Raw genomic sequence first — 24,882 nt, forward strand, 5'->3', positions numbered from 1 at the left:
GGCAAGAATAAAGGATAAATAATTTTTCCCCAGCACCGAAATCAAATAAGTAAGCCACTCCTTCCTTTGCGGACTGGCTTACTTATTTTTGAACAAACTTTTTTAGGAAAACTTATTGTTTTTAGAACGTTGTTTGCGACTAATCCCAATAACCGAGGGTAGCGGTGCGCCTAAAGGCTTGCCTTTGAGATTGTTGGGCCAATTGCTACCGCGAGGTACAGTACGATTTTGAGTAAATAAAGTACCGTCCAAATTCAACATCTCAATATCGCGATTGAGAGTGACTTGGGGACTATAAGGACAATCTTCTCCGGGATGTTGAATGGAAATAATTAGTGTATCGGACACAAAAGTAGGCCCAGTCATCTCACAGCGCGGGGGGCCATAAGCAAAAGGTACTACTTCCCCAGCATCTTTCCCCCGTGTAGGAATATAAAATAGCCAGTTATTGCCAAAAACACCAATTAAGCTTGAAGTTTCGACATTTTTATCTGAAGTAGCTGCACTCTTTGAACTTGCACCTACTACGGTATGTTCTATTAACTTGGGAGTTGCCGCCGCACCTACGTCAAACCCATTATGGGAGGCAGTAGACATATCGGTTACACCCCAGATATTTTCCCGGCGATCAAATACTAAATTGTCCACATTGGCGAAACCAGAACCAATTTCTGCTCCCGCTTCGCCACCTTTAGCAAAGCGCTCCCAACGGAAAGTTAGCCCTGTACCATCGGTACTATCTTCAGTAATTTTAAATAGTTCCCCCGAAGGTTGAGCATCATTTATAGCGCTTGTGTACTTGGAAACAACAAAAATTCTAGAATCAGGATAGCCATCGCCTCCGGGCGCACCATCGGTATAAGCAATAAATACTTGCTTAGTGCGGGGATGCACTTCTAAGTCTTCAGGACGCGCGGTTGGCGTTGCTCCTGCTAAGTTAGCCGCCAAGAAAGCATCGCAAACGATCGCCCCTTTAGTGGTATAAAAGTCTGATAGTTTTTTGTTCCGGTAAGCTGGCAACACCTCCGCCTCACCAAAAGAAGTTGTTGTCCCGCTAGAATTAACAACAGTATTGATCGTCACAGATAAAGAACCGCCATCGGTGGTTTGTCCTGCTACTCCATTACGTCTAGGTAAACGCATAAGTCCATTGTTGGTCGCTTTCCCCAACTGAGCAATTTCTGTAGAAGCAAGTACAGAGGGGATATTGGGGTTAGTTGGCGTATCTAATTGTAAGGGAATCCATGTACCCTTACCATCACTGTTGTAGCGAGCCGCATACAAAATACCCGACTCAAATAAAGCACTATTATCTTTACTTCTGGGGTCAGTTACTGTATTTGTACTCACAAATTTATAGGTGTGTCCTCCCCGGCGATCGTCCCCCATGTAAGCAACTAATTTTTTGCCTCTTTCCACGCGCATAGTAATGTTTTCATGGCGGAAACGTCCTAAAGCTGTATGCTTGCGGGGGCGACAATTGGGGTCTTTGGGATCGATTTCCACCATCCAACCGTACTTTTCCCCTACCATGCCAAATTCCGCCCCAGTAGTCCCGGTAATGTACCCTGTTTGCGTCCCGTCGGGTTTTACGCCTTCCTGTACGCCGACAAAAAAGGCGGTGCTGGCTTGGAAATTTTCCTCCGCCGACATGATTGTTCCCCAAGGTGTTGTTCCACCCGAACAATTATGTCCTGTACCAATAATTTTATTACCTAAACCATCGCTACTAAGATTAAATACTTGAGCCGCCGCCGGGCCTGTACCGATGAGATAATTTTGGTCGCCTTGTTGGTAACTTTTAGCGCCCCAAGCAGTAATAGCTTGATAACCATCGGTACGCTGGCTGTTGATGCCTAATCCTGAAAGGGTGTGAATCCGTCTATTTTTAGGATCGCTGACGACTTTAAATTGTCCGCCGCGCTGTTTGGAAATTCGGAGAATCGAACCGCCCATGTTGTACAAAAATTCGCCTAAAAGCGCCCGATCTTTGCTGGTGGGGGTGTAACCAATTACAGAGGTAAAGGATTCAGGAAATCCGGCTAAATCTGTGGGCGACTCTGGTGCTAAAGCGCTAATTGGATAGGATACATATTCGTGATTTACCCACAAATAGCCATCGTCCTCGCTATAGCCATTGACAGACACAAAGCCTGTATAGTCGCAGTTGTAGCCAAAATATTCTTCTTTGTTGGGAAATACGCGATCGCCCCAGCTAACAATTACATAACGTTCATACTCTGGCGGTACTACCACATCATCAATAATTGTGTAATTACTTAACCTTGCATCGGTAGTAGCATTTAATACTTTTCCTTGCTCGATGCCTGTAGCGTAGTAGCTACTTTGCTGTTGATAAATGGGTAGCGGATGAGGTAAACGCACGGGCGTAAATTTTAATATTTCCGTCGCTTCCACCGCACTCTCGAACAATTGTTCGCCCAAAACTGGCGCTAGTACCGCACTACCAGCACTTGCACCAAAAAATACAAGTAGCTGTCTCCGAGTAAGCTTAGACATCAGACACTCTCTTTATTTCTTAGAATCGCCGTAATTAAAAAATGCTTTTTGCCAACAAATAAGTCCGTTTGCACAGTTATTGTTGTCTTTGCTACCATAGTCTTACAAGATTAAAATGAGTTAATCTTTGGGTTAACACTAAACCAAGTTTGTCTGTAAGATATTGGTTTAATTGCTATAAGTTACAAACTTACTTTTTAATCATCTCGAAAACCTGGATCGCTCTCTATAGAGTTAAAACTTGTTGATACTTTAGAAACTTTCGGTTTAGTTGTTGGTGGCAAATTAAACCCTAATAAAATTCCGGTTTTAGGATAATACTTAGTCCAGGATTGGATTTTAGGTTGAGTTTGCCAATCGGTGCGGGAAACTTTAGCCGAGAGCAAAGGTGCTTCTTGTCCGTTGCGTTCGCCACTAACAATAATTCTAATTTCACTAATGTTTGACGATCGATTGAATTCTCGATCGATCAAATTAATCGCCGTTAATTCCGCCTCTTGCATTAAGTTATTAAAATTTTGATTTTTTTCTGTTTTCAAACTAACACTTACTAATTTTGTTTCCGCAAAAGCTGGATAACTGAGAGGCAAAAGTAACACAATACCAAAGCCTAATAACCAACTATTTAGATAATTACCCATTCCTAATTCCTAAAAATATTCTGCATTTTTAACAATTATTAAATTGCTTAATGCCTATTTAGCTCAGGTTATCAGTTGCTAAATTAACAAGTAAGTAAGCATTAGTTAATGTTGGGTAAAGAAAAATTTATTGTTAACGGGGGCGAAATTCTACCACATCGCGCTTAATTGTGACATCGTAATTGCTAAAAAAATCTTGTCCCAGCAATCCTATATCTAAGTTTGCCGTAGGAGCGATCGCCACAGGAACATTTTTGACAATTGCCCCGCCGACTTCTATTGAATTAACTTTACCAATAGAAAATTCTACATTGCGATCGCTGGCAGTATTGGCTGTAGCTCTACCTATGGGGACAACTCCCAAAACCGCCGCCATTTGTTGAGTAATTACTGTCCCACTCGCGCCCGTATCGACAATCATTTCAAATTGCGTACCGCCATTGAAAGTAACATCAATAACTGGTGTGCCGCCATGACGGCTTTTAATTACCGCTTGAAATACTCCTGAAGGGGTAAGGATTGGCGGCTCTGAAGCCATGGGCATAATGGCAACTACTGGCGCTGGCGGTACAATCGGACGAATTGCTTGTTGCTGGGCGTAGTTAAGATTTTGCTGATACTGAATAATTTTTTTTTGGGCGATCGCTTTGTAGGGACTGCGGACAGGTACAGTTTTCATTAAGGCTATAGCTTCGCTCCATTGCAGGGCGATTAAGCGCCAATCCTCCGCGCCTTGGGCAGACTGACTAATAGTTAAAGCTCCATAAGCTTTATCCAACGCCATTTCAAAGCGATCGGTTTCAACGGGGGATGAGGGCAATTTTGTTGCTTGTGGTAGCGGTGACTTTTTAATTACTACCGGCGTATTTTGTTTAGGAGGCGAAGAATTACTTGTGTCAAAGCTATTACAAGCAGTTCCTATTAATCCCAATATTCCTGTTAGCAAAATTAATTCTAAACGTACAGATAAAAACCGTTTCATACTTGCGTAAAACTACTTAAAAATATTTGTAGTATTTTTGCTACCAATCCTCCAGCATACAAAATTTTATTAGCGATGTCAGGCTACAAAAAAGAAAAAAGTTATATTTATATTCCCGTACACTCTGGTACGCTCAATAGGAAAAACTAAAGACTCTCTTGCTACACAAGTTAAATAGAAAGTTAATCTAATGCAAGAGCAAAATTTAATTGGTGAAAACTTCTCAGCTTAAAGGCGCTTCAACTTATGAGTACAAGTAGCTTCAACTACTTAAAAAATAGTCTGATACTAACAATAGCTGTGGCTATTTCAACAATTTTGGCAACTTCAGTAAAAGCGCTGCAAGTTCAAGTCAGCCCTGCTAAACCAAAATTAGGCGATACATTAACGGTGGTAGTAACTCCCGACGACCCGACCACCTCTAGCAATCCATCGGTAACAGTCAATAATAAAACTTATCCCGCCTTTGCTATTGCTCCCAACAAATACCGGGCTTTCTTACCGACAACCCCCCTGCAAAAACCAGGTACAAGAGCGCTGCAAGTAAAAGCTGGAGCCGAAACTAAGCAATTATCCGTGCTAGTAGGCGATCGCAAATTTCCGGTGCAACGAATTAGATTATCTCCCGGAAAAGCTGGACTTAAAGCTACAGAACACGAACTAAACCGTGTAGCCGCCCTTAAAGCTCTAAAAACCCCGCAAAAATTCTGGAATGGTGCTTTTCTCAAGCCAAATAAAGGGGCAATTACGACAATTTACGGGGTTCGTCGGTACTATAATGGTAAATTCGCTCAAGATTACTATCATCGTGGTGTAGACTATGCCGGAGCTACCGGATCTCCTGTTATCGCTCCCGCCGATGGAAAAATTGCTTTAGTTGGCAGAGTTTCCCAAGGCTTTCGCGTCCACGGTAATATCATTGGCATCGATCACGGGCAAGGAGTAATTACAACTTATTTGCACCTCAGCCGGATAAGCGTCAAAGAAGGAGATATCGTCAAAGCAGGTCAAGTAATTGGTGCTGTAGGCTCAACTGGAGCCGTAACTGGCCCTCATTTACATTGGGGATTATACGTACAAGGCGAAGCGGTCGATCCTAGTCCTTGGCGCAACAGCAAATTTAATTAACTCTATTTTGCAACTTTTTTGTAATAGTAAGGCAAAATTATTGAGTAATACAGAAATCACCAGCAAGTGCCAGAGATAGAGGCGTTATGGGTATTGAAAAAATAGTTGAACAAGCCCTTCAAACTGGTTATCTTACACCAGCAATGGAAGCGGAGGTAGGGTCTATTTGCGATGCTGCCTCAGAGCTTTCTGTCGCTGAGTATATGGCGCTAGACAAGCTTATGGGAGCGCTACTAACCGGGGAAGTAGTAGCAGTACAACGCAAGCAATTTATTAATGTTATGGAAGAATTAGTGCTAACCGAAGCCTTGGCTAGAGTAGCGGAAATTGAAGTAACTAGCGATCGCCATTTAGATGTGGGAGATATTGCAGCTTACGCTCTCAACCGTCTGCCGCCACTCTATGCCACCACCGAAGAAGGCGGCAACTATCAACGTCTACGAGCTAAAGAAGAATTGGAGTATTTAATTGTTCAACAAGTAAACGAAGCCATTTCTCGTGGCTTAGATCGTCCTGACTTTTTCCCGGAAAGGCAAGCTTTGGGTAAAAATTCTGGCGAGGAGGTTTTAAAACAAGTCAGTACCCTGCTCCAAACTTACGCTCCCTCCTTTGAGCAAGCTCCAGAATAGAGCGCTTTTTGTACTCCTACGCCTATATTGGCAAAGATTTATTAGCTTTTGCCCAAGTTTTTAGCAAAAACTAGGCAAACTAAGTGTAAGAGGACGGCGGCAGTTTATCGCTTGTAAAAAAGCTGAATAGCTGTAACCAATCAATTGTAGGTGTGGGAGGCGAAGTGCGTGATCGAAAAACTATTTTTAGCCTTGATAATGACGTTGTGCCTAAACTTGTTGGTAGTAGTTCGGTTAGCAAATAATCCAGATAATACAACAAGTTCGCGCCCAGCAGACAGTGTCACCACTAGGAACAAATGGCTTGATCCTATAGGCGGCAATTGGCAACAACAACTATTGCCAATTGCTGCTAAATAGAGCCAACAAGTACACGGCTTGAACCGGGAACTTACTGCCAATAGCAATGTCTAGTAGGGTGGGATGTTCTATTTCTTATTGGCGTGTATGAGTCAAGCTATTTCTGTACCCTGGTCATCAGTTGAGGCAAAATTTCCTCAAGCGCCAGTGCAAGTAGATAAATTGTCAAACTATGATTTAATTTTGCGTTGCCAATCTGAACGCAGTCCAGATCGTGCGGCTTTTTCGGAGTTGCTACGGCGCTATCAGTCCCATGTGGAAAGAGTGTTGTATCATCTAGCTCCTGATTGGCAAGATCGCGCGGATTTGACTCAAGAAGTTTGGATTCGAGTGTATCGCAATATCAAGCGGTTGCAAGAACCTGTCAAGTTTCGCGGCTGGTTGAGCCGCATTGCTACTAATTTGTTTTACGACGAGTTGCGCAAGCGCAAGCGGGTAGCAAGTCCCCTGTCTTTGGACGCACCCCGGTTTATGGAAGATGGGGAAATGAATTGGGAAATTGCCGGGGAAAATCCCTCTCCAGAGGAAGAATTGACCACTCAGGAATTTTACGAACAATTGAAGGAGGCGATTTCTGACTTACCGGAAGTCTTCCGCACAACTATAGTTTTAAGAGAAATTGAAGGCATGGCTTACGAAGACATTGCCGAAATTACAAAAGTTTCTCTAGGAACAGTGAAGTCAAGAATAGCTAGAGCTAGAGCGAGACTTCAATCTCAACTGCAAAACTACTTAGATGGTTGACACTAGCAATATATTTTGCTCCTTTAACCTCTTGTATAACTTGGTAGGAATGTTAAAATTATCTTTGAATTAATTCATCAGTTAGTTTTGACCCTATAACTACTAAGCAACTTGTCCGCGTTTAATCCTGGTAATAAAAATAATTGATAAATGCTATGAATACACAGAAGCGCGATCGCTTCGAGTTACTAAGTGCTTACTTAGACGGGGAAGTTACTTCTACAGAAAAACGACAGGTAGAAGAATGGTTAGAAAATGATGCCGAAATTCAGAAGCTATACGCGCGGCTATTGGCACTACGCCAAAACTTCCAAGTTCTGCCCGTACCAAGCAATACTCAAAGCGTAGAGCAAACAATTCAACAGGTATTTGGCAAAATCGAAAAACGCCGCCAGTATCGGTCTTTAAAGTGGGGAGGCGCAGCAATTGCCGCTTTAGTTATTGCCGCCCTATCTAGCGTTGTCCCAGGTCGTCAGGTGTTACAAATGGCAACCGTTAGCGATCGCCCAAATACACAAGAAAAGTTATTAGTGGCGCTGAATACTCCCTTGGTTGAACTTCCTGAATCTGCCTTTGAACCCAAAAGCCAGAACCACACAAGCGACAATAACAAAAAGTTTAAATAGACCTGTAGGCTGTTAGCGCGATAGTTAGCAGCTTATTTTTTGCTCTCCCACCAGCCATCGCTGATAAAAATACCACCATACCCATTAATTTGTTGTTGATTCATTGAATAAGTCCAGGCTTTACCCAAAGATTCTTTATTGTATTTATAAACTTCTATTTGGTGTCGCTGGTACAGGTTTTGACTTGTCGGTTGGCTAGGATCGTAATCTTCTAATTCGTCAAGAGCTTGTAAAAATGCACGTTGTAAAAACGTGAGTAAATAACCCCGTACAAGGTACGATTCGGGGAATATTGCTGCCGGATAACCCATCGGTAAGTTGTATAGTTTACCATAGGCGATCGCTTGTTGTACCTCTATTACCTTAGCAGCGCCAAAAAGGTGATAATTTCTCTCTCCTGGCTTCAGAGTTCCGTAAACAAAGACTTTTAACAACTTTAAATAACCTTAGTATCAAAATTAATAGTTAATTGTTGAACGTCATCTAGTTGATTAAGAGAGTAATTTGTAATTATTAATTCTTTGCCAATAGCTGCGTTTTTTTGTTTATAATTATTCATTCCATACTGTACTTGTAATTCCGTTATATTCGCAAAACTAAATAAACTTCTAGTTTCTAAACAGTCATCGTAAGTCAGCAACCATTTATGTTTGCATTGTTTGACATTATGAGCAAATCTTTCATGGTCAAAGTTTGTATGCAAATCTCCTTTATTGCCATAGAGTTTTGATTTTGTAGGTTTATAGTAAGGCGGATCTAGAAACAAAAATACATTTTTACCATCTTTTACTAATAGTTCTTCGTAGTCGCCACAGGTAATTTTAACTTTATCTAAGTAAGGCGATATATTTTTTAGTCTTTCAATAGATGAAACCGTAAATCTTTTATCAAATGCTTGCTGCGAATATCCTCCAGAATCCATAATTCCTGAAAAAGTAATTCTATTCATAATAAAAAAACGAACGGCTTTATTAAAATCAGACTTTTCAAAACTATCACTATTCAAATAGTTATACAAATCTCTGCCAGTTGGGTAGCTTGTTTTTAAATATTTAATGCCGTCTAAAAAAATATTTATATCATCTCTTGCATACTTCCAAAATAAGTATAAATCGCTGTTTATATCATTAATCCAATACTGTTTTTTTTCCTCGCTGAATATACTTTTAAAAGCAATAAAAACCGAGCCGCCGCCTATAAATGGTTCTCTAAAATCATTAATTGTTAAAGGTAAATAAGGAAGCAAGTATTTAACGACTCTAGACTTACCTCCCGGATATCTTAAGGGACTTTTTACGGAGTTATTCATTGGAAGTAATCAACACATTTAATTTATTATTTTGCTTAGTTTCTGCGTCTAAAGATTGAACTATTGTTTTTTGCCTTTTGCTGAAACTATTAGCTTGACAAAATGCCACTTTCGTCACTTTGCAACTGAAGAACTCCGCGAATTTTACCAGTTATTTTTAAGCAGGTAGTAAACCTTACTACTTGCCCATCTAAACGTAAAGATTCTAAATTACTAAAAAGTATTAGCTTGAATAAACCATCTTTAATATCATCTTACGACGGCATTTGTCTTTGGCTAGAATTTTTAGATTCTTGTAAAATAAATACGTTATTCTGTTCATATACTTCATCTACAGTTAAATGATAACTTCCCCCTAAGTGATTGGAAATAAATAATATGCCTTTATAGCCATCAGATAAATGCTCTAATTTATGGGTAGTTATTGATTCTCGCTGGGTAGCAATTAACGATTTACTAAGAGTATAGTTTTTAAACTTTTCAATATTGAAGACTCCATTTAGTTGAAACTCATTAAGTACCTCAATATTCTTGGCACTTGAATGTAAGCTTACCTGTTGACTAATTGCTATTTTTTCGTAGCTATTGACAGCATTTAGGTAAACGGAATTAAAGTCTTTTTCAAAATGGGTAGTATTCCAGTGCAAAGCTGTTAATTGGTAACTACTTAATTCTTCAAGTTTTTGATTAATATAACTCGGATTAAATTTTTGCTTAGTAATCTTGTTTGTTGTGCCTGTTTTTACTTCAGCTTGTTCATACCAAGCGAGGATAATGTAGGCATTTAACAAATTCATCCAAGACAGAGTAATAAAGTTAATTCTATCATTGTCTCCGCCAGTACCTTCGTCTTTTATAATCGGGATTATTGTAACTTTTTTAGAATTTAGATGATAAGTATTATAAATTCGAGAAAAAGGATAGGTTCTGGTTCTTTTAGGAGATTTCCATTGAGAGAAAGCAATGTTGTTTTGCAAAGAATCTAAAGTAATTATGCCAAAGGGTTTAGATTGATTAATATCAAAGGTATTTAAAGAGTAAGTTTTAAGTTTAGGAATAAGCACGGGCTTATAAATAATATCTCTGATGAAACCTTGAAAACAAAGTATAGCCATAGTTATTAAAGTAATACATTCTAAACGCGCGATCGCCCGGCGGTAGATTTGCCGTTATCAACACACAGCAAGGAAACCATCGGGGCAATCCGAGATTGTGTCACAATAACGAAACACCAATTGCGATCGCTTTACTGTAGGAGTTTGTTTGTGGAGTCCCGTTATAACCCCGCCGCCGTAGAGGAAAAGTGGCAAAAAAGTTGGGCAGAAATTGGCTTAGACCGAACCTCTACAGATGAAACTAAGCCAAAATTTTATGCTCTTTCTATGTTTCCCTATCCATCGGGAAGCCTACATATGGGTCATGTCCGTAACTATGTAATTACGGATGTAATTGCTAGACTCAAACGGATGCAAGGTTATCGCGTACTGCACCCGATGGGTTGGGATGCTTTTGGACTCCCCGCCGAAAATGCGGCAATTGAGCGGGGTATACCTCCGGCTAAGTGGACGTATCAAAATATTGCTCAAATGCGCAGTCAGTTGCAACGCCTCGGCTTGTCTATAGACTGGGAAAAAGAAATCGCTACTTGCGCGCCAGAGTATTACCAGTGGACGCAGTGGATATTTTTACAGTTTTTTCAAGCAGGACTTGCTTACCAAAAAGAAGCGGCGGTAAATTGGGATCCTATAGATCAAACTGTTCTCGCCAACGAACAAGTAGATAGTGCGGGAAAGTCGTGGCGCAGTGGCGCGGTAGTTGAGCGCAAACTATTGCGACAGTGGTTTTTAAAAATTACCGACTATGCCGAACAACTGCTAAAGGATTTAGACAAGCTAACCGGATGGCCGGAGCGAGTTAAAACCATGCAGGCAAATTGGATTAGCAAATCTGTTGGTGCTTACTTAGAGTTTCCCATTGTTGGCTTGGAAGAAAAAATTGGCGTGTTCACAACTCGCCCTGATACGGTTTATGGCGTTACTTACGTTGTTTTAGCGCCCGAACATCCATTGACAGCTAGTGTGACTACGCCAGAGCAAAAAGAAGCCGTAGAAACGTTTATTCAAGAAGTATCAAGTCAAAGCGAATTGGAACGCACGGCGGAAGATAAACCTAAGCGGGGTATTCCTACTGGGGGTATAGCAGTTAATCCTTTTACGGGTTCAGAAATCCCGATTTGGATTGCTGATTATGTGCTGTACGAGTACGGTACAGGGGCAGTGATGGGCGTACCAGCCCACGACGAGCGAGATTTTAAGTTTGCCAAAGAAAAGCAATTGCCCATTCAACTGGTAATTGTACCTCCAGGGACGGTAAAAACAGCGTCTAAAACCTCTGTAAAAGCAGCGTATACAGAACCGGGGATACTAATCAATTCGGGGGCTTTTGAGGGGATGGACTCGACAAAAGCTAAAAATGCGATCGTGCAGTACGCCGAACAAAAAGGCTACGGAAAAGCACGGGTACAATACCGCTTAAGAGATTGGTTGATATCAAGGCAACGCTATTGGGGCGCACCAATCCCAATTATTTACTGTGCTAGTTGCGGTACAGTTCCCGTACCAGAACAAGATTTGCCCGTGAGATTACCAGAGGAGGTAGCATTTACCGGGCGCGGCTCGTCTCCTTTGGCACAATTGGATAGTTGGGTAAACGTACCTTGTCCAACTTGTGGCAAGCCAAGTGTTAGGGAAACTGACACGATGGATACTTTTATTGATTCTTCGTGGTATTTCTTGCGCTTTCCCGATGCCAAAAATCCCCAGGCAGTTTTTGCTAGTGCCAAAACTAACGACTGGATGCCTGTAGATCAGTATGTTGGAGGTATTGAACACGCAATTTTACACTTATTGTATTCGCGGTTTTTTACTAAGGTATTGCGCGATCGCCAACTAATCAATTTTGACGAACCTTTCCTTAGTTTGCTCACTCAAGGAATGGTACAAGCGGTTACTTACAAAAACCCTGTCACAAATAAATATATTCCTTCCGCTCAAGTAGATGAAAAAGAGCCAAAAGATCCAGAAACTGGGGAAGAATTGGAGGTTTTCTACGAGAAAATGTCTAAGTCGAAATACAACGGCGTAGCCCCAGAAGATGTAATTGCTCAATACGGTGTAGATACTGCCCGGATGTTTATTCTATTTAAAGCGCCGCCGGAAAAAGACTTGGAATGGGATCAGGCGGATGTGGAAGGGCAATTTCGGTTTTTAAATCGGATTTGGCGATTGGTGACAGAATTTGATGGGGCAAAAGTACGCAGTCAAACCGCTAATTTAAGTTCACAGGAAAAAGAGCTACGCCGAGCAATTCATATAGCAATTAAGGAAGTTACCGATGACTTAGAAGGGGAATACCATCTAAATACGGCGGTTTCGGAGTTAATGAAGTTAAGTAATGCGGTTTTTGATTCTAAATGTACTGATTCTCCCGTATACGCGGAAGGGATTGAGACGTTAATGCAGCTACTTGCGCCTTTTGCGCCCCATATTGCCGAGGAATTGTGGCACTTGAGCGGTAAAACGGGTTCAGTCCATCAACAAACTTGGCTTACTTACGATCCTGATGCCTTAGTAGCCGATGAGATGACGTTAGTAATTCAAATTATGGGAAAAACCAGAGGTACAATCCAAGTTCCCGCCCAAGCCGATAAACAAGAGCTAGAAAATTATGCCCGCCAGTCGGAAGCCGCCCAACGTCATCTTGAAGGTAAACAAATTAAAAAAGTAATTGTTGTACCAGGAAAATTAGTCAATTTTGTAATCTAATTTTAGATACTTTAGGAGCTGGTCATTAAAAATTGATTGTTTTCCCAATTACCCCTTACCCAATACTCCCTCGCTTGACAAGCCTCAAAGCGCAACAGTTGCGGATCTCCTGTCATTATTGGCTTTTGGGGAATAGTGGGCGTAACGCCTAACGCCGCAATAATTTTTTTGCCCACCGCTTGCGCCAACAGTGGCGGCACAGAATTGCCCACTTGTCTAAATCCATGCCATTTGGTTTGATGGAGGCGAAACCAGTCAGGAAAAGAATGCAATCGCGCCGCCTCTCGGACAGAAATTACTCGCGGTAGAATTGGGTGGATTGGACGGGGGGACGTATAACTACCGCGATCGCTTCCTGTACCCGCCCGTAAGGTATGGCAAAGCCCATTTAGGTCTAATCGGCGCAGATGACTAATGGGTTCTCTCTGATTGGCATTAGTAGCCGCAAAACGGGCTATAGAAGTTTGATTATGCTGGGTTTGCATGGAACTTGTTAATAATTGCGGATTCCATAACCGAGGATAAGCAAAATAGTTATTGTGGCGAAGCAGTTTTGCATAAAAGCTAGTTTTATGCTCGATTTGGGCTAGTTGTTCGGCACTTAACAGCACTTCGTCAGTAGTTTTAAGTTCGGCAAAACTATCTAAATCTGGCAAGTCGGCGATCGCATCTACAACTTTAACGTTGTTCCCCTCTAGAGTTTTGGGAAAATAAACTCTAATTCCCGCTTGTGCGCCGCAAAAAAACAACCTTTTGCGTCTTTGAGGTACGCCAAAATCCGCCGCATTTAAAATTTGCGCCTTGCCATGATAACCATGAAGTTTAAACTTATTTTTGAGCTTGTTTAGCCAAGTTTTGTGTTTTCCTGTAACCATTCCTGGCACATTTTCCATCACAAAATAGCGGGGATTTAGCTCAATAACCAGGCGGCAAAATTCCAATACTAAGTGATTGCGATCGTCATTTATCAAGCGTTTTCCCATAATCGAAAACCCCTGACAAGGTGGCCCACCAAAGACTAAATCGATTTGTCCGTCCCATAGAGTACCAGTTTTGTTGTGAGCATCCCAGCCTTTAAAAGCGGCTTGTCTAATGGTAGAAGCGGTTAATTTGGCAACATCCGCGCAAATTACCTCAGTTAGGGGAAAATTAAATTTATAAGCACAAGCATGAACTGGATCGCTTTCTACAGCAACTAATACATCAAAGCCAGCTTGTTCTATCCCTAAAGAAAAGCCGCCCACTCCAGCAAATAAGTCTATAGCAATGGGACGTTTAGCAAGGCTGGTTTTTCCCTTGTCGATTACCGCTCACCCCTTGCCTCTAATAGTTGGAAAATTTCAGCAGCAGCGCGATCGCATACTCCCACTTCTCCTAAAGATAAGCGCATTTGCTCGTAAGCGTCTAGCATTTCTTGGCGACGACTAGGATTAAGCAATAATTCTAGGGCTATTTGTACAATATTTTCGCTAGAAGCTTGTTCTTGAAGTAATTCTGGCACAATCGGCTTCATTTCTACCAAATTAGGCGGCGACATAAAGGGAATAGAAAACTTTAATAACCTGGCGATCGCAATTGTTAATCGGCTAACGCGGTAAATTACTACTTGAGGCACGTTTAATAAAGCAATTTCTAAATTCACTGTCCCCGACTTAGTTATCGCCAAATCCGCCGCCGCAATCGCTTCTGTCGTTTGTCCGCAAACTATAGTAGCTTGTAAACCGTAACGTTTTATGGCTTCTTCGATGGGCTGGCGATAGATTTCTAAAGCTAAAGGAATCAAAAATTGCACGTTTGGCAACTTAGTTTGAATTTGCTTTGCAGCCTCAAACATGGCTGGGAGTAAATATTTTAATTCTTGGCGACGAGAAGCAGGAATAAGAGCGATCGCGGTAGTTTCTGGGGAAATATTTAGTAACTTCCGGGCAACTTCTCGACTAGGCGCATTTTGCATTCTATCAACTAACGGATGTCCTACCCAGCTAACTATTGCTCCCCGCTTTTCAAAGTAACGCGCTTCTTCGGGAAAAATTGCTAGTAGCTTATCACTAATTTCAATAATTCTCTGGGTCGCCCGTCCTGTTATTGACCAAACCCATACTTGGGGAGCAATATAATAAACCACAGGCACTTGCGGCAGCGAGGAATGAATGTAACTGCCGATTTTCATGTTGGGGCCCATATAGTCAATTAGGACGACCAAATCGGGCGGATTTGCCTTCAAAGAAGCGATCGCTTGTTTTTGTAGTTGGAGGGTAGGCAAAATAAAAGGCAATGCTTCTAATAGTCCCATCGAGCCAATGCTGCTAGTATTACCCAGTAAAATTGCTCCTGCCGCCGCCATTTTAGCGCCGCCTAAAGCGACAATTTCTAATTCTACGCCGGCTTTGACAGCTTGACGCAATAGAGCCGTAACTAAAAGCGCACCTTGCAAATCTCCTGATACTTCACCAGTGCTAATAAAAATCCTGACTTTTGTTTGCTGACAAAGATTAGCTGCTAGCAAAGTTAATTCATCTTGCATTAATTCTGGCGCGGACGTAGGCCGGGGATAGAACCGCGCCGCCCTGACTTTTGCGATAATTGCAAAAACTGGCGCAGGTGTTGGATATATTCGTTATCGGGTAATAGGTCTAATTGTTCTAGCGCTGCACTAACCGTTAAATTCGAGCGGTAAAGACTGCGGAAGGCTTTTTTTAAAGTTTGAAAAACTAAGCCTTGTTCTAATTCCGATATTCCTGCTCGTTTTAGACCAACAAGATTGAGACTGCGGACTCTGGAAGGACTACCTTCTACTAACATATAGGGCGGTACATCGCGGTCAATGCGGCTCATACCGCCAACCATTGCTAACTTGCCGATATGCACAAATTGATGAATGCCCAAAACCCCGCCAATGGTAGCTCTTGACTCAATATGTACGTGTCCAGCTAAAGCGACGCTGTTGGCAATAACCACCGAATCGGCGATCGCGCAATTGTGAGCTACATGAGTGTAAGCCATCAGTAAGTTATTATCGCCAATTACTGTCGCTTCCCCTGCCCCGGTAGCGCGGTTAATTGTCACGTACTCGCGGATGCGGTTATTGTTGCCAATTTTTACCCAACTTAAAGAGCCATCATACTTTAGGTCTTGGGGTTCAAGTCCAATAGCAGCACCGGGAAAAATTTGATTATTGCATCCTATTTCCGTCGGGCCTTCTAAGACTACATGAGCGCCGATGATAGTTTCAGAGCCAACTTTAACTTGTTTTCCAATTACCGCATAAGGCCCAACCTGTACGGTGGGGTGCAATTCTGCGCCGGGATGAATTACAGAAGTAGGATGAATTAAGGTCTTCAAAGATAGGTCTCCAACGGAAAGCAGAGGTTATTAGTGGGGTGCATAAGTAAAAACAGGTTTTTTAGACCAAAGGCGCTGTGAGGATTTGTTTCTCCCTACGGTTAACATTTTTTAATCGACGAGGGAAAACATTAATTCTCCTTCACTAACTAGCTGCCCGTCTACTACAGTTTGAGCTTGCATCTTCCCAAAACGACGGCGCTTGACACACAACAGTTCCACCGTCATGATTAAGCGATCGCCTGGAACAACGGGACGACGAAACCGGACTTTATCGATACCTGCAAACAAAAATAGCCCGCCTTCCAATTCTGGCAATTGAGTTAGCACGATGCCGCCCACTTGCGCCATTGCTTCCACTATTAACACTCCCGGCATCATTGGTCGTCCGGGAAAATGCCCTTGAAAATGCGGTTCATTGAAGGTGACATTTTTGATCCCAACTGCACGTTTTCCTGGGACATATTCAATAATCCGGTCTACAAGGGCAAAGGGGTAGCGGTGAGGTAGCAGCTTTTGGATTTCTTCAACAGTAAAAACAGTTTTTACGACTGGAGGCTGATCAACAATAGGGCTTGTTGATTCTGCCGTTGTTGAATTTAAGTTGGTTAGGGCGGTTTTCATGGCAGTCAAAGACTTGGTGCGGGACTAAAAGTCTAATTTTATCTGTAGCAGGGGGCGTTTGTTTAGAAATGATTTAGGCAGATGCCATAGAAGATGAAATCTTTAAGGAGTAATAAAATTTTCTGGCTCTCCCTGCCCAGTTTTCAACTTTTGTATTAGCTGGGCAAGTTGAATATGTAGGTTGTGGCTGGCTTTGTAAGCCAAAAAATGAGCAATAGGCAAATTTTCAACCAAGCTTAAATCTCCTACTAAGTCTAAAATTTTATGACGTACTGGCTCATTTGCAAACCGCAAGGGCGGATTTAACCATCCGGTAGTGCGATCGCAAACTAAAGCATTATCTAAACTTCCACCCTTAATTAAACCTTGTTGCTGTAGTGCCTCAATTTGGTGTGCTAATCCAAAAGTCCGCGCTGGCGCAATGGCTTGGGCAAAAGAATGTTCTCCTAGCCCTGATTTAGCCCAGCTATACCACTGATTGCCGATAGCTGGGACATCATCAAAGTCAATTCCGTAAGTAAAGCGCGTTATGGGGGCTGGCAAGGCAGCGACAAAGGCATCTTGGTAGTGTACCCAAATCGGGGTTAACAAAGGGGTTTGGGGCGACTTCCAGGGCGATCGCACTAAACGGGCGGCGGCGATTTCTTCTACCCACCGTTGGGCAGAACCTTCTAATAAAGGCACTTCTGGCCCATCTATTTCAATTCGCGCATCATCCACTCCCATACCCGCTAACGCTGCTAGGAGATGCTCTACAGTGCGAACGCTTGCCTCTCCTATACCCAATTGAGTTGATAGCTGTGTATTGGTTACGGCGGCTACATTGGCGGGGATAACAGGTTTTTGGGGCAAATCCACGCGCACAAAGTAGCGCCCTTCTCTGGGAGCGGGTAATACTCGCACGGTGGTACTCACCCCGCTATGCAGCCCTACCCCCGACAAGCTAATTTGAGTCGCTAAAGTGTTTCTAGTGGCTGATTGTTCCTCCTCGCCCATTAGAACCTTTCTCCTATACCAAAGTGCAAGCGGCTGTCGCCTTCATCGGTAAAACCGTAATCAATCCGAATTGGCCCTAAAGGTGATTGAACTCTTACCCCCAGACCGTAGCCAAAGCCACTACCAGATTTTCCCCGCACTCCCGCAGGATCGCCAGGGACGTTGTTTCCACTGCCTAAATCTGTACCAACATCAAAAAATAAAGCGCCGCCGACAATTGAAAATACAGGAAAGCGGTATTCGGCGGTAGCTTGGACAAAACTGCGTCCGCTACCTAAATCGCCTTCATCGTAGCCGCGCACCGAGTTACTACCGCCTAACAAGAAAGCTTCATAAGGTGGCAAATCTCCCAGTACCGTACCGCCTTGAATATTAAAAGCCAAAGTTTGGGGACCGTCACTAAAATTAATAAAGCTAACGGGGAAGTATTGACTGTAGCTGCCTCTGACTCTATTTAGCAAAATATTTCCTGCGCCTATAGGCACAGATTGCTCTACCCCAAACCGGACAAGAGAGCCACTGGTAGGTCGAATGGCATCATTTCGGCGATCGCGTACTGCCCCAGCTTGCAAGGTCAATAAATCGTCCGTGCCGTCACCGCTAAAACTTAATTCGTTGCCTAATTCATCTTCCGGGCTAAGTTCGCCGTCCGAGTCGCGGATCGATACCCGTTGGTACTCAAGTCCCGCCGAGGCTGTCCATTCTGACTTGCGCAGGGGATCTTTGGACAAAGGACGAGTAAAGTTTACGCCGCCGCCTAGCCGCAGGATGCGGGGGCGATCATCATTAGGCAGAGTAATTTCATTTTCACCGCCGTCGAAAATTAGCGAAGTTGTCCGCCGTCTAAAGGTATTAACGGTATAAGATGTGCGGTAAGGGTCGCCGCCAATCCAAGGGTCTGTAAACCGCAAATCAAATAATAGTTCTCGCTGACCAATTTGAAATTCTGCCCCCAAATCTTGGTTATTACCGCCTAAGTTTTGCTGTTGATAACTCAAACTACCAAATAAGCCGCTAGAGGAACTGAAGCCCGCGCCCGCCCCTACCGAACCGCTATTTTTTTCGTCAACGTTGACCGTGACAATTACCTTACGCGGGTCTTCTCCGGGGTTTAGGGATACATTCACGTCTTCAAATAACCCTAGTCCAAAGACTCGTTGCAAATCTCTTTGGACGGTAGTGCGGTTGAAGATTTGTCCCGGTTTAAGTTCTAGTTCGCGAGTAATAATAAATTCCCGCGTGCGGCCAACAATTGGTTTTCCTTCATCGTCGGTTGCGTCTCCTTCTTTATTGCGGAAGCTAATTTGAATATCTTCAATTACTCCCTCGGCGATCGCTAAGGTCACTGTCCCATCGGCGGCTACTTGGGGCGCTTCGTTTACCTGCGCTAGGACGTAGCCGTTATCTTGATACCATTTATTTAATTGTTTAATTCCTTCTTGAAAACGGCGCAAATTCAAGATACTGCCGTATTGTTCTTTAAATATGTCATCGACAACTTTTTCTGGTATTACCGATGGGATGTCTGTCCCGGTATTTGCCTGCACCCGCACAGCGCGTAAAATTGGATTTGGTTGGACGATAAACGTAACTCGCACTCCCAAAGGTGTATCTTGAGGTTCGGCGCGGACGTTGGCAAAAAAGCCAGTGGCAAAAATAGCGTTGATGTCTTCTTGCAATTGCGATCGCGTTGCTGTCCGTCCTGGTTGCGTTCTAATTGCTTGGTATACTTCGTTTTCAAGTTCTGTTGTTAGTTGTCCCTCTTGAGCTTGAACTAATACTTCTCCTACTAGCACCTCTGGGTTTGATTGCGAGTCCGCTTCGGGGGTAGCAGTTCCTGGGGTGGGAGTGCCTTGGGGGACTGGTGGAGTTGTCGATGGGGGAGGATTGTTTTCAATCGTCGGAGTTTGATTTCCTGGAGTAATATCAAATTCTAGTTGATTGGGGGTTTCCTGTTGGGGTATGCCTTCAGTTCCCGGCGCGGGAATGATCGGGGCTGACGGATTTACGGGGGTATCTGTATCGGTGGTGGATTGGTTGGGCGTAGTTGAGGGGGTTGGGATCGCCTCATTTTGTGCTACTTCTTGCCCGGTGGCGATCGCCTCTACCACAATACTATTACTAGGAATTTCTTTAGCCTGCGCCGATGGCGGTGAAGTTTTGTTTGTAACTGGTGGTTGTGCTTTGGCAATTTCTGGAGTCAAAATTTGACTTGTTGAAATTGCTAAAACTAACCATAGAGTAAATTTGACTGGGCGCTGAAGCACCCAACGGTAGGTAATTATTGGCATTTTATTGAAATTATTTAACACGTCCACACACCATAATTTAGAGCGACAAGGCTGCTTAGAAGACTTTGCACTATTTGTTTGCTCCTAAGTTATCAACTTTAATAAACCAATAAAAATTATTTTACTTTTTCTCCTAGCTATTCATAGCATTAAACTGGGCTAATACCCTCTCTAGGACTTGCTGATAAGCGTTTTCTACTTTGCCCAAATCTTGTCGAAAGCGGTCTTTATCCATGACGCGATTTTTGAGGTCGGCTTCCAAATTATCCCAAAGGCGGCAAGTATCGGGGCTAATTTCATCAGCTAAAAGTAGTTGCCCGCTACTATCGATGCCAAACTCTAGTTTGAAGTCTACTAAAGTCAAGTTACAGTTTGAGAAAAATTCGCTTAAGTAGCGATCGCACTGTAGAGCCAGCGCAATTAATCGATCGATTTGATCAGGAGTTGCGAGTTTCAGTAATAATAGGCGATCGTGGGTCAATAAAGGATCTCCCAAAGCATCATTTTTGTAGTAAAACTCTACCAGTGGTTGAGGTAAAATTTCTCCTAAAGGCAATCCTGTCTGTTGACAGAGACTCCCGGCAGCAATGTTCCTGACAACTACCTCTAAGGGCAAAATTTTTACTTTTCGTACCCGCATTTGCTTCAAAGTTGGACAATCGATCAGATGGGTTGTTATACCGCATTGCTGCAAATATTGAAACAATTTTTCAGATATTTGGCAGTTAATCGCGCCTTTACCATTAATACTGCCGCGCTTAAGAGCATTAAAAGCTGTAGCATCGTCTTTAAAGTCAACAAGTACAATTTCTGGATCGGCAGTAGCATAAATAATTTTTGCTTTGCCTTCGTAGAGTAAAGAGCAGGACATATATAGTTTAAATGGTCGCAATAAACCTACAATAAAGTAGGCTTAACTATTCTACCTGTGGTTTGCAATCAAGGTAATTCTACTTATTTTTTTCCCAAAATTTTAGTCCTTCAACTTTTTCAGTGCTGCCAAAATACTCTCGCTCTTCATCAATCAAAACTTCAGCAGCGATCGCATCTAAGGGTTTTGAGAAGTAATAGCCTTGAGCAAAGTTGCATTTTAAAGACTTAAGTTGATACATCTGAGTTTTAGTTTCAACTCCTTCAGCAACAGTATCCATACCTAAGTTCCACGCAAGTCCAACTACCGTGCGGATAATTTCTATTTTGCCTAGTTCTGTATCCACATCAATAACAAAAGAACGATCTATTTTTAATGTATCAATGGGGAAGCTGTGCATATAGCTCAAAGATGAGTAGCCTGTGCCAAAATCATCTAGAGATAACCGCATTCCCAACTGACGCATTTTTACGAGCATGGCAGTTACGCGATCGGCATTTTCTACCAAGACGCTTTCAGTAATTTCTAGTTTTAAATGACGACTTTCCAGTCCAGTTATTTGTAAAACTTTTTCAATTTGCTCGATTAAATCTGTTTGAGCAAATTGTTTAGTAGATAGATTGACGCTGACAACTAAAGCCGGTTTGCCGGGAAACTGCTCTTGCCACGATTTCAATTGACGGCAAGCTTCGTACAATGTCCAATAACCAATAGCATTGATTAATCCTGTTTCTTCCGCCAGGGGAATAAATTGGAGCGGCGAAACTAAGCCGCGCTCTGGGTGTTTCCAACGGATCAAAGCTTCAAAACCAGTAATGCGAAAGTTTTTGAGTGAGACAATTGGCTGGTAGTGTAAAACAAATTCTTCCCGTCCGAGCGCTCCTCGCAAATCGTTTTCCAATAGCAACATCGTCCTAGCTTGAGAGTGGAGGGTGCGGTCAAAAACTCGATAGCATTCTTTGCCAGTTTTTTGAGTTTTTACGCCATACATGGTCATATCTGCATCGCGTAAAATGTCTTCAGCTTGCTCATAACCATCGCTACTTAAAGCAATCCCGATACTTATGGTACTAAATACTTGATGACCACCAAGATTAAACGGTAAGGCAAGTTTATGTTGAATCCGTTCAGCAATTTGAGTAGCGTTGTCACGACTATTGATGTTGTCTAGTAAAATTGTGAATTCATCGCCACCCAAACGGGCGACAGTATCTTGAGGACGCACGCAAGACTTTAAAGTCTGAGCAATTTCTACCAATAAGCGATCGCCTATATCATGACCCAAGCTATCGTTTATCACTTTAAAGCGATCCAAGTCTAAAAACAGGACAGCAAATAAATAATCTTTGTTTTGTCGGGGATGGGCAATTACTGCTTGCAAACGCTCCATAAATAGGCGACGATTGGCTAATCCCGTCAAGCTATCGTGGCAGGAGTCATACCATAACTGAGCTTCGGCTGCTTTTTTTGAGGTAATGTCGGTTTGAGAACCAGCTAGACGATAGGGCTTGCCGCTCTTGTCGCTAACAGCCAATCCTCGCACTAGCATCCACCGCTCTTTGCCGTCTTGATGCTGAATGCGGTATTCATTTTCTAAATAGGGAACTTGCCCTTCAAGGTGAGAGGCGATCGCTTTTTTTAATTGCTGGATATCTTGGGGATGGACGCGACTAAACCAATCATTAGCGGTGTTGCCGATTTCGCCCGCCGTTAAACCCAACATTGCTTGCCAGCGAGGCGAAAAATAAATTTCCTTTGTGAATAGATTCCAATCCCACAGTCCATCGTTAGCACCTTGCGCCGCTAAAGCGTACCTTTGTTCGCTAACACTTAAGGCTTGTTGCGTGATTCTACGTTCTTCTTCGACACCAATAGCGGCGGCAATAATTCCGAGGATTTTGCAATCGGCATTGCTAGGAATAAAGTTTTTTTTGTACAGAGCGCACACTGCACCGATGGCAACGCCTTCACTTTTGACAACTTGACCAATGTAGGTTTGTAAATTGTACTGCCGAACGTTAGGTTCACTTTGGGCGTATTTTGTATTCAGCAAATCGTTAATAATTAAGGCTTCATTGTTACTATCAGTAATTAAGTCGTAACAAATACTGCCTTCAATTTTATGCACCGGGTTGTAGTTTTCGGGAGTTTCCCATTGTCCTGCGGCGTACAATGTACCTTTATCTAAGCGATTATATAAAGCGCAACTTGCTTCTAATAATTCTCCACATAAAGCCGTAAGTCGATTAATATTGGCACTTGGCTCTGTTTTGAAGCTTAAAAAGCATTGATTAATTTTTTCTAGTCTTTCTTCAGCTTTTTTACGTTCTGTAATGTCTCGCTTGACAGCAACATGGTGAGTAACCAATCCAGCTAAGTCAAATACTGGAGAAATAGTTACGTCTTGATGGTAAAGAGATCCATCTTTACGCCGACCAATATAGCTACCACTCCATACTTGACCATTACTTAAGGTGACTGCGATTTGTTGATAAAAAGCTGCATCGTGCTTGCCACTTCTAAGTAGTGCTGCCGATGTTTTACTCATTACTTCCGCACGCTTATAGCCTGTTATGGCTTCAAAGGCAGGGTTAACATAGATAAACCTGGCTTCTGTATCGGTAATTTCTATAGCTTCGGCAGCATAGGAAATTGCTGTAGCTAGTAAATTTTTTTCGGCTTCCGCAATTGCGCGATCGCGCAATTGTGCTTTTTGTTCCCTAATATCTTCCGCTACACAAACTATTCCTTGAATTTCTTTTGTCTCGTCTCGCATCAACGAACTTGTAAAAGATACAGGTAGGCGATCGCCATTTTTTTTTAAATAACTTGTTTCCAAGTTTTTAATTGATTTTTGTTGTTCAATATTATTAAGGATCTCTGTTTGAACAAATATTTTTGCAAAAGGTTGGTCAATTATTTCTTCCTCTGTGTAACCTAAATAATCCAGGGTAGCTTGATTAACTTTGACAATTATTTTGTTGCTGTCCAAGACTATCAAGCTATCTAGCATAGTTTCAATAATATTATCTACATAAGCTTTAGAAACAGTTGTTTTTTGCAAAGCTTCATTCATTTGATTAAAGCTTCTTGCTAAACTGCCAAGCTCATCTTTATTTTTAATGTTTATTTCTGTATTCCAGTTGCCTTTGGCAATATTTAAAGCGGCTTTTTTTAGTTGGACTATTGGCTGAGAAATAGAGCGGGACAATACCAAACTTAAAATAATACTGATAGTAAAAATTAAGCCAGCAAAGATAATAATTACTATATTGTCGTTTACAATACTTTCTTCAATAATTTTAATCTCTTTTGTAAGTTCTACTTGTATATCTGTAGAAACTTCCTCAATCAAAGGCACTAATACATTTCTAAAGTATGGTGATAAATTTTGTTTGAGAAAGCTTTCAGCTTTGCTAATGTCTGTATCAGTTAACTCTAAATATTCCCTAACAAGCTGACTGTAAATAGCTGTTTTTTTCGTTAAATTCTCTATATTTTCTAATTTGTCTTCTTCCTTTTGAATTTCGTATTCTTTTTTAAATAAGCTCTGCTTATTTATATAAATACTTTTTTCTATGGCTGCCTCAAAATTGTTCAAATTGATAGCAATATTATTTAATTCTCTTTTAATATCTGCGTAGATTTGCAGTTTATTTGATAGTAGATTGGTTGGTTTTGAACTAGAATTATTTTGATTTATGAGGATATCGTTAGCAGAGGTTTGAATTGATTCGCCTGCAACCCTTATTTTTGTTAGAGCTATAAATTTTTTACTAACACGTTGATTAACTTGAGCAAAATTGTTAAGAATACTTAAGTTACTAGCGACTTCAAAACAAACACTTATCCCTGCCATAAGGGAAGGTAGAAGAAAGCTAAGAAGTAATTTTTGTTGTATTTTCATCTTTAACTTTGACTTGTGCTTATATAACGAGCGAAAAGCAATTTATTACTTTTAAGAATCAGCACAATTGAACTAAAAAAAGTAAGCC

20 protein-coding genes are annotated in these 24,882 nt (G+C 42.0%); 6 read left to right on the forward strand and 14 right to left on the reverse strand.

The features are described 5' to 3' along the window. Positions 1–102: 102 nt before the first annotated feature. The 3 genes from SYN7509_RS0202165 to SYN7509_RS30875 all read right to left on the reverse strand — a co-directional run bounded on the left by SYN7509_RS0202165 (position 103) and on the right by SYN7509_RS30875 (position 4,143). Positions 103–2,520, reverse strand: a complete 2,418-nt coding sequence (locus tag SYN7509_RS0202165; RefSeq protein ID WP_009634187.1) for a PhoX family protein — start codon at positions 2,518–2,520, stop codon at positions 103–105. 197 nt (positions 2,521–2,717) lie between these two features. Further along, positions 2,718–3,161, reverse strand: a complete 444-nt coding sequence (locus SYN7509_RS0202170) for a hypothetical protein (protein ID WP_009634188.1) — start codon at positions 3,159–3,161, stop codon at positions 2,718–2,720. 133 nt (positions 3,162–3,294) lie between these two features. After that, positions 3,295–4,143: a retropepsin-like aspartic protease family protein gene (locus SYN7509_RS30875; protein WP_009634189.1), complete on the reverse strand. Its 849-nt coding sequence runs from the start codon at positions 4,141–4,143 to the stop codon at positions 3,295–3,297. A gap of 300 nt (positions 4,144–4,443) precedes the next feature. On the opposite strand from SYN7509_RS30875, the gene SYN7509_RS0202180 reads away from it, so the two are divergent. From SYN7509_RS0202180 to SYN7509_RS24920, 5 genes are all read left to right on the forward strand, one after another. Further along, positions 4,444–5,271, forward strand: coding sequence for a M23 family metallopeptidase (locus SYN7509_RS0202180; protein ID WP_227501462.1), 828 nt, complete (start codon positions 4,444–4,446; stop codon positions 5,269–5,271). Positions 5,272–5,357: 86 nt separating this feature from the next. After that, positions 5,358–5,900 carry a late competence development ComFB family protein gene (locus tag SYN7509_RS0202185; protein WP_009634191.1) on the forward strand — a complete coding sequence of 181 codons (543 nt, stop codon included), beginning with the start codon at positions 5,358–5,360 and terminating at the stop codon, positions 5,898–5,900. 168 nt (positions 5,901–6,068) lie between these two features. Continuing rightward, entirely contained in the window at positions 6,069–6,260 is a 192-nt protein-coding gene (locus SYN7509_RS0202190) for a hypothetical protein (protein WP_009634192.1), read from the forward strand. Between the two features lie 87 nt (positions 6,261–6,347). After that, positions 6,348–7,004, forward strand: a complete 657-nt coding sequence (locus SYN7509_RS0202195; protein ID WP_009634193.1) for a sigma-70 family RNA polymerase sigma factor — start codon at positions 6,348–6,350, stop codon at positions 7,002–7,004. Positions 7,005–7,159: 155 nt separating this feature from the next. Next, positions 7,160–7,630: an anti-sigma factor family protein gene (locus tag SYN7509_RS24920; protein ID WP_009634194.1), complete on the forward strand. Its 471-nt coding sequence runs from the start codon at positions 7,160–7,162 to the stop codon at positions 7,628–7,630. A gap of 32 nt (positions 7,631–7,662) precedes the next feature. On the opposite strand, the gene SYN7509_RS0202205 is transcribed toward SYN7509_RS24920, so the two are convergent. From SYN7509_RS0202205 to SYN7509_RS24925, 3 genes are all read right to left on the reverse strand, one after another. After that, the gene (locus SYN7509_RS0202205) at positions 7,663–8,064 is read right to left on the reverse strand and encodes a gamma-glutamylcyclotransferase family protein (RefSeq protein WP_009634195.1); all 402 of its coding nucleotides are present in this window, start codon (positions 8,062–8,064) and stop codon (positions 7,663–7,665) included. A gap of 2 nt (positions 8,065–8,066) precedes the next feature. Continuing rightward, entirely contained in the window at positions 8,067–8,939 is an 873-nt protein-coding gene (locus SYN7509_RS0202210) for a DNA adenine methylase (protein WP_009634196.1), read from the reverse strand. 254 nt (positions 8,940–9,193) lie between these two features. After that, entirely contained in the window at positions 9,194–10,054 is an 861-nt protein-coding gene (locus SYN7509_RS24925; RefSeq protein ID WP_009634197.1) for a hypothetical protein, read from the reverse strand. A gap of 150 nt (positions 10,055–10,204) precedes the next feature. Here SYN7509_RS24925 and leuS point away from each other — a divergent pair, with 150 nt between their 5' ends. Continuing rightward, positions 10,205–12,763, forward strand: a complete 2,559-nt coding sequence (gene leuS, locus SYN7509_RS0202220) for a leucine--tRNA ligase (RefSeq protein WP_009634198.1) — start codon at positions 10,205–10,207, stop codon at positions 12,761–12,763. An 11-nt stretch (positions 12,764–12,774) separates the two neighbouring features. On the opposite strand, the gene SYN7509_RS0202225 is transcribed toward leuS, so the two are convergent. From SYN7509_RS0202225 to SYN7509_RS27435, 8 genes are all read right to left on the reverse strand, one after another. After that, on the reverse strand, positions 12,775–14,067 hold the full coding sequence (locus SYN7509_RS0202225; RefSeq protein ID WP_038020750.1) for a DNA cytosine methyltransferase: 1,293 nt from the start codon (positions 14,065–14,067) through the stop codon (positions 12,775–12,777). Next, on the reverse strand, positions 14,067–15,287 hold the full coding sequence (lpxB, locus tag SYN7509_RS0202230; RefSeq protein ID WP_009634200.1) for a lipid-A-disaccharide synthase: 1,221 nt from the start codon (positions 15,285–15,287) through the stop codon (positions 14,067–14,069). Before lpxB ends, SYN7509_RS0202225 begins: the two co-directional genes overlap by 1 nt. Then, positions 15,287–16,105, reverse strand: a complete 819-nt coding sequence (gene lpxA, locus SYN7509_RS0202235; RefSeq protein ID WP_009634201.1) for an acyl-ACP--UDP-N-acetylglucosamine O-acyltransferase — start codon at positions 16,103–16,105, stop codon at positions 15,287–15,289. The genes lpxB and lpxA overlap by 1 nt, the downstream gene beginning before the upstream one ends. Positions 16,106–16,216: 111 nt before the next feature. Beyond that, positions 16,217–16,729, reverse strand: a complete 513-nt coding sequence (gene fabZ, locus SYN7509_RS0202240; protein WP_009634202.1) for a 3-hydroxyacyl-ACP dehydratase FabZ — start codon at positions 16,727–16,729, stop codon at positions 16,217–16,219. A 102-nt stretch (positions 16,730–16,831) separates the two neighbouring features. Further along, positions 16,832–17,725 (reverse strand): UDP-3-O-acyl-N-acetylglucosamine deacetylase, encoded by an 894-nt coding sequence (lpxC, locus tag SYN7509_RS0202245; RefSeq protein WP_009634203.1) that lies wholly within the window; start codon positions 17,723–17,725, stop codon positions 16,832–16,834. Continuing rightward, positions 17,725–20,016, reverse strand: coding sequence for a BamA/TamA family outer membrane protein (locus tag SYN7509_RS0202250; protein ID WP_009634204.1), 2,292 nt, complete (start codon positions 20,014–20,016; stop codon positions 17,725–17,727). Before SYN7509_RS0202250 ends, lpxC begins: the two co-directional genes overlap by 1 nt. Before the next feature lie 133 nt (positions 20,017–20,149). After that, positions 20,150–20,887 carry a phosphoribosylaminoimidazolesuccinocarboxamide synthase gene (gene purC, locus SYN7509_RS0202255; RefSeq protein ID WP_009634205.1) on the reverse strand — a complete coding sequence of 246 codons (738 nt, stop codon included), beginning with the start codon at positions 20,885–20,887 and terminating at the stop codon, positions 20,150–20,152. Positions 20,888–20,966: 79 nt separating this feature from the next. Further along, the gene (locus tag SYN7509_RS27435) at positions 20,967–24,794 is read right to left on the reverse strand and encodes a bifunctional diguanylate cyclase/phosphodiesterase (RefSeq protein ID WP_084610617.1); all 3,828 of its coding nucleotides are present in this window, start codon (positions 24,792–24,794) and stop codon (positions 20,967–20,969) included. Positions 24,795–24,882: the final 88 nt, after the last annotated feature.

Origin of the sequence: Synechocystis sp. PCC 7509 (assembly GCF_000332075.2) — a bacterium.
Taxonomy (GTDB): domain Bacteria; phylum Cyanobacteriota; class Cyanobacteriia; order Cyanobacteriales; family Chroococcidiopsidaceae; genus Aliterella.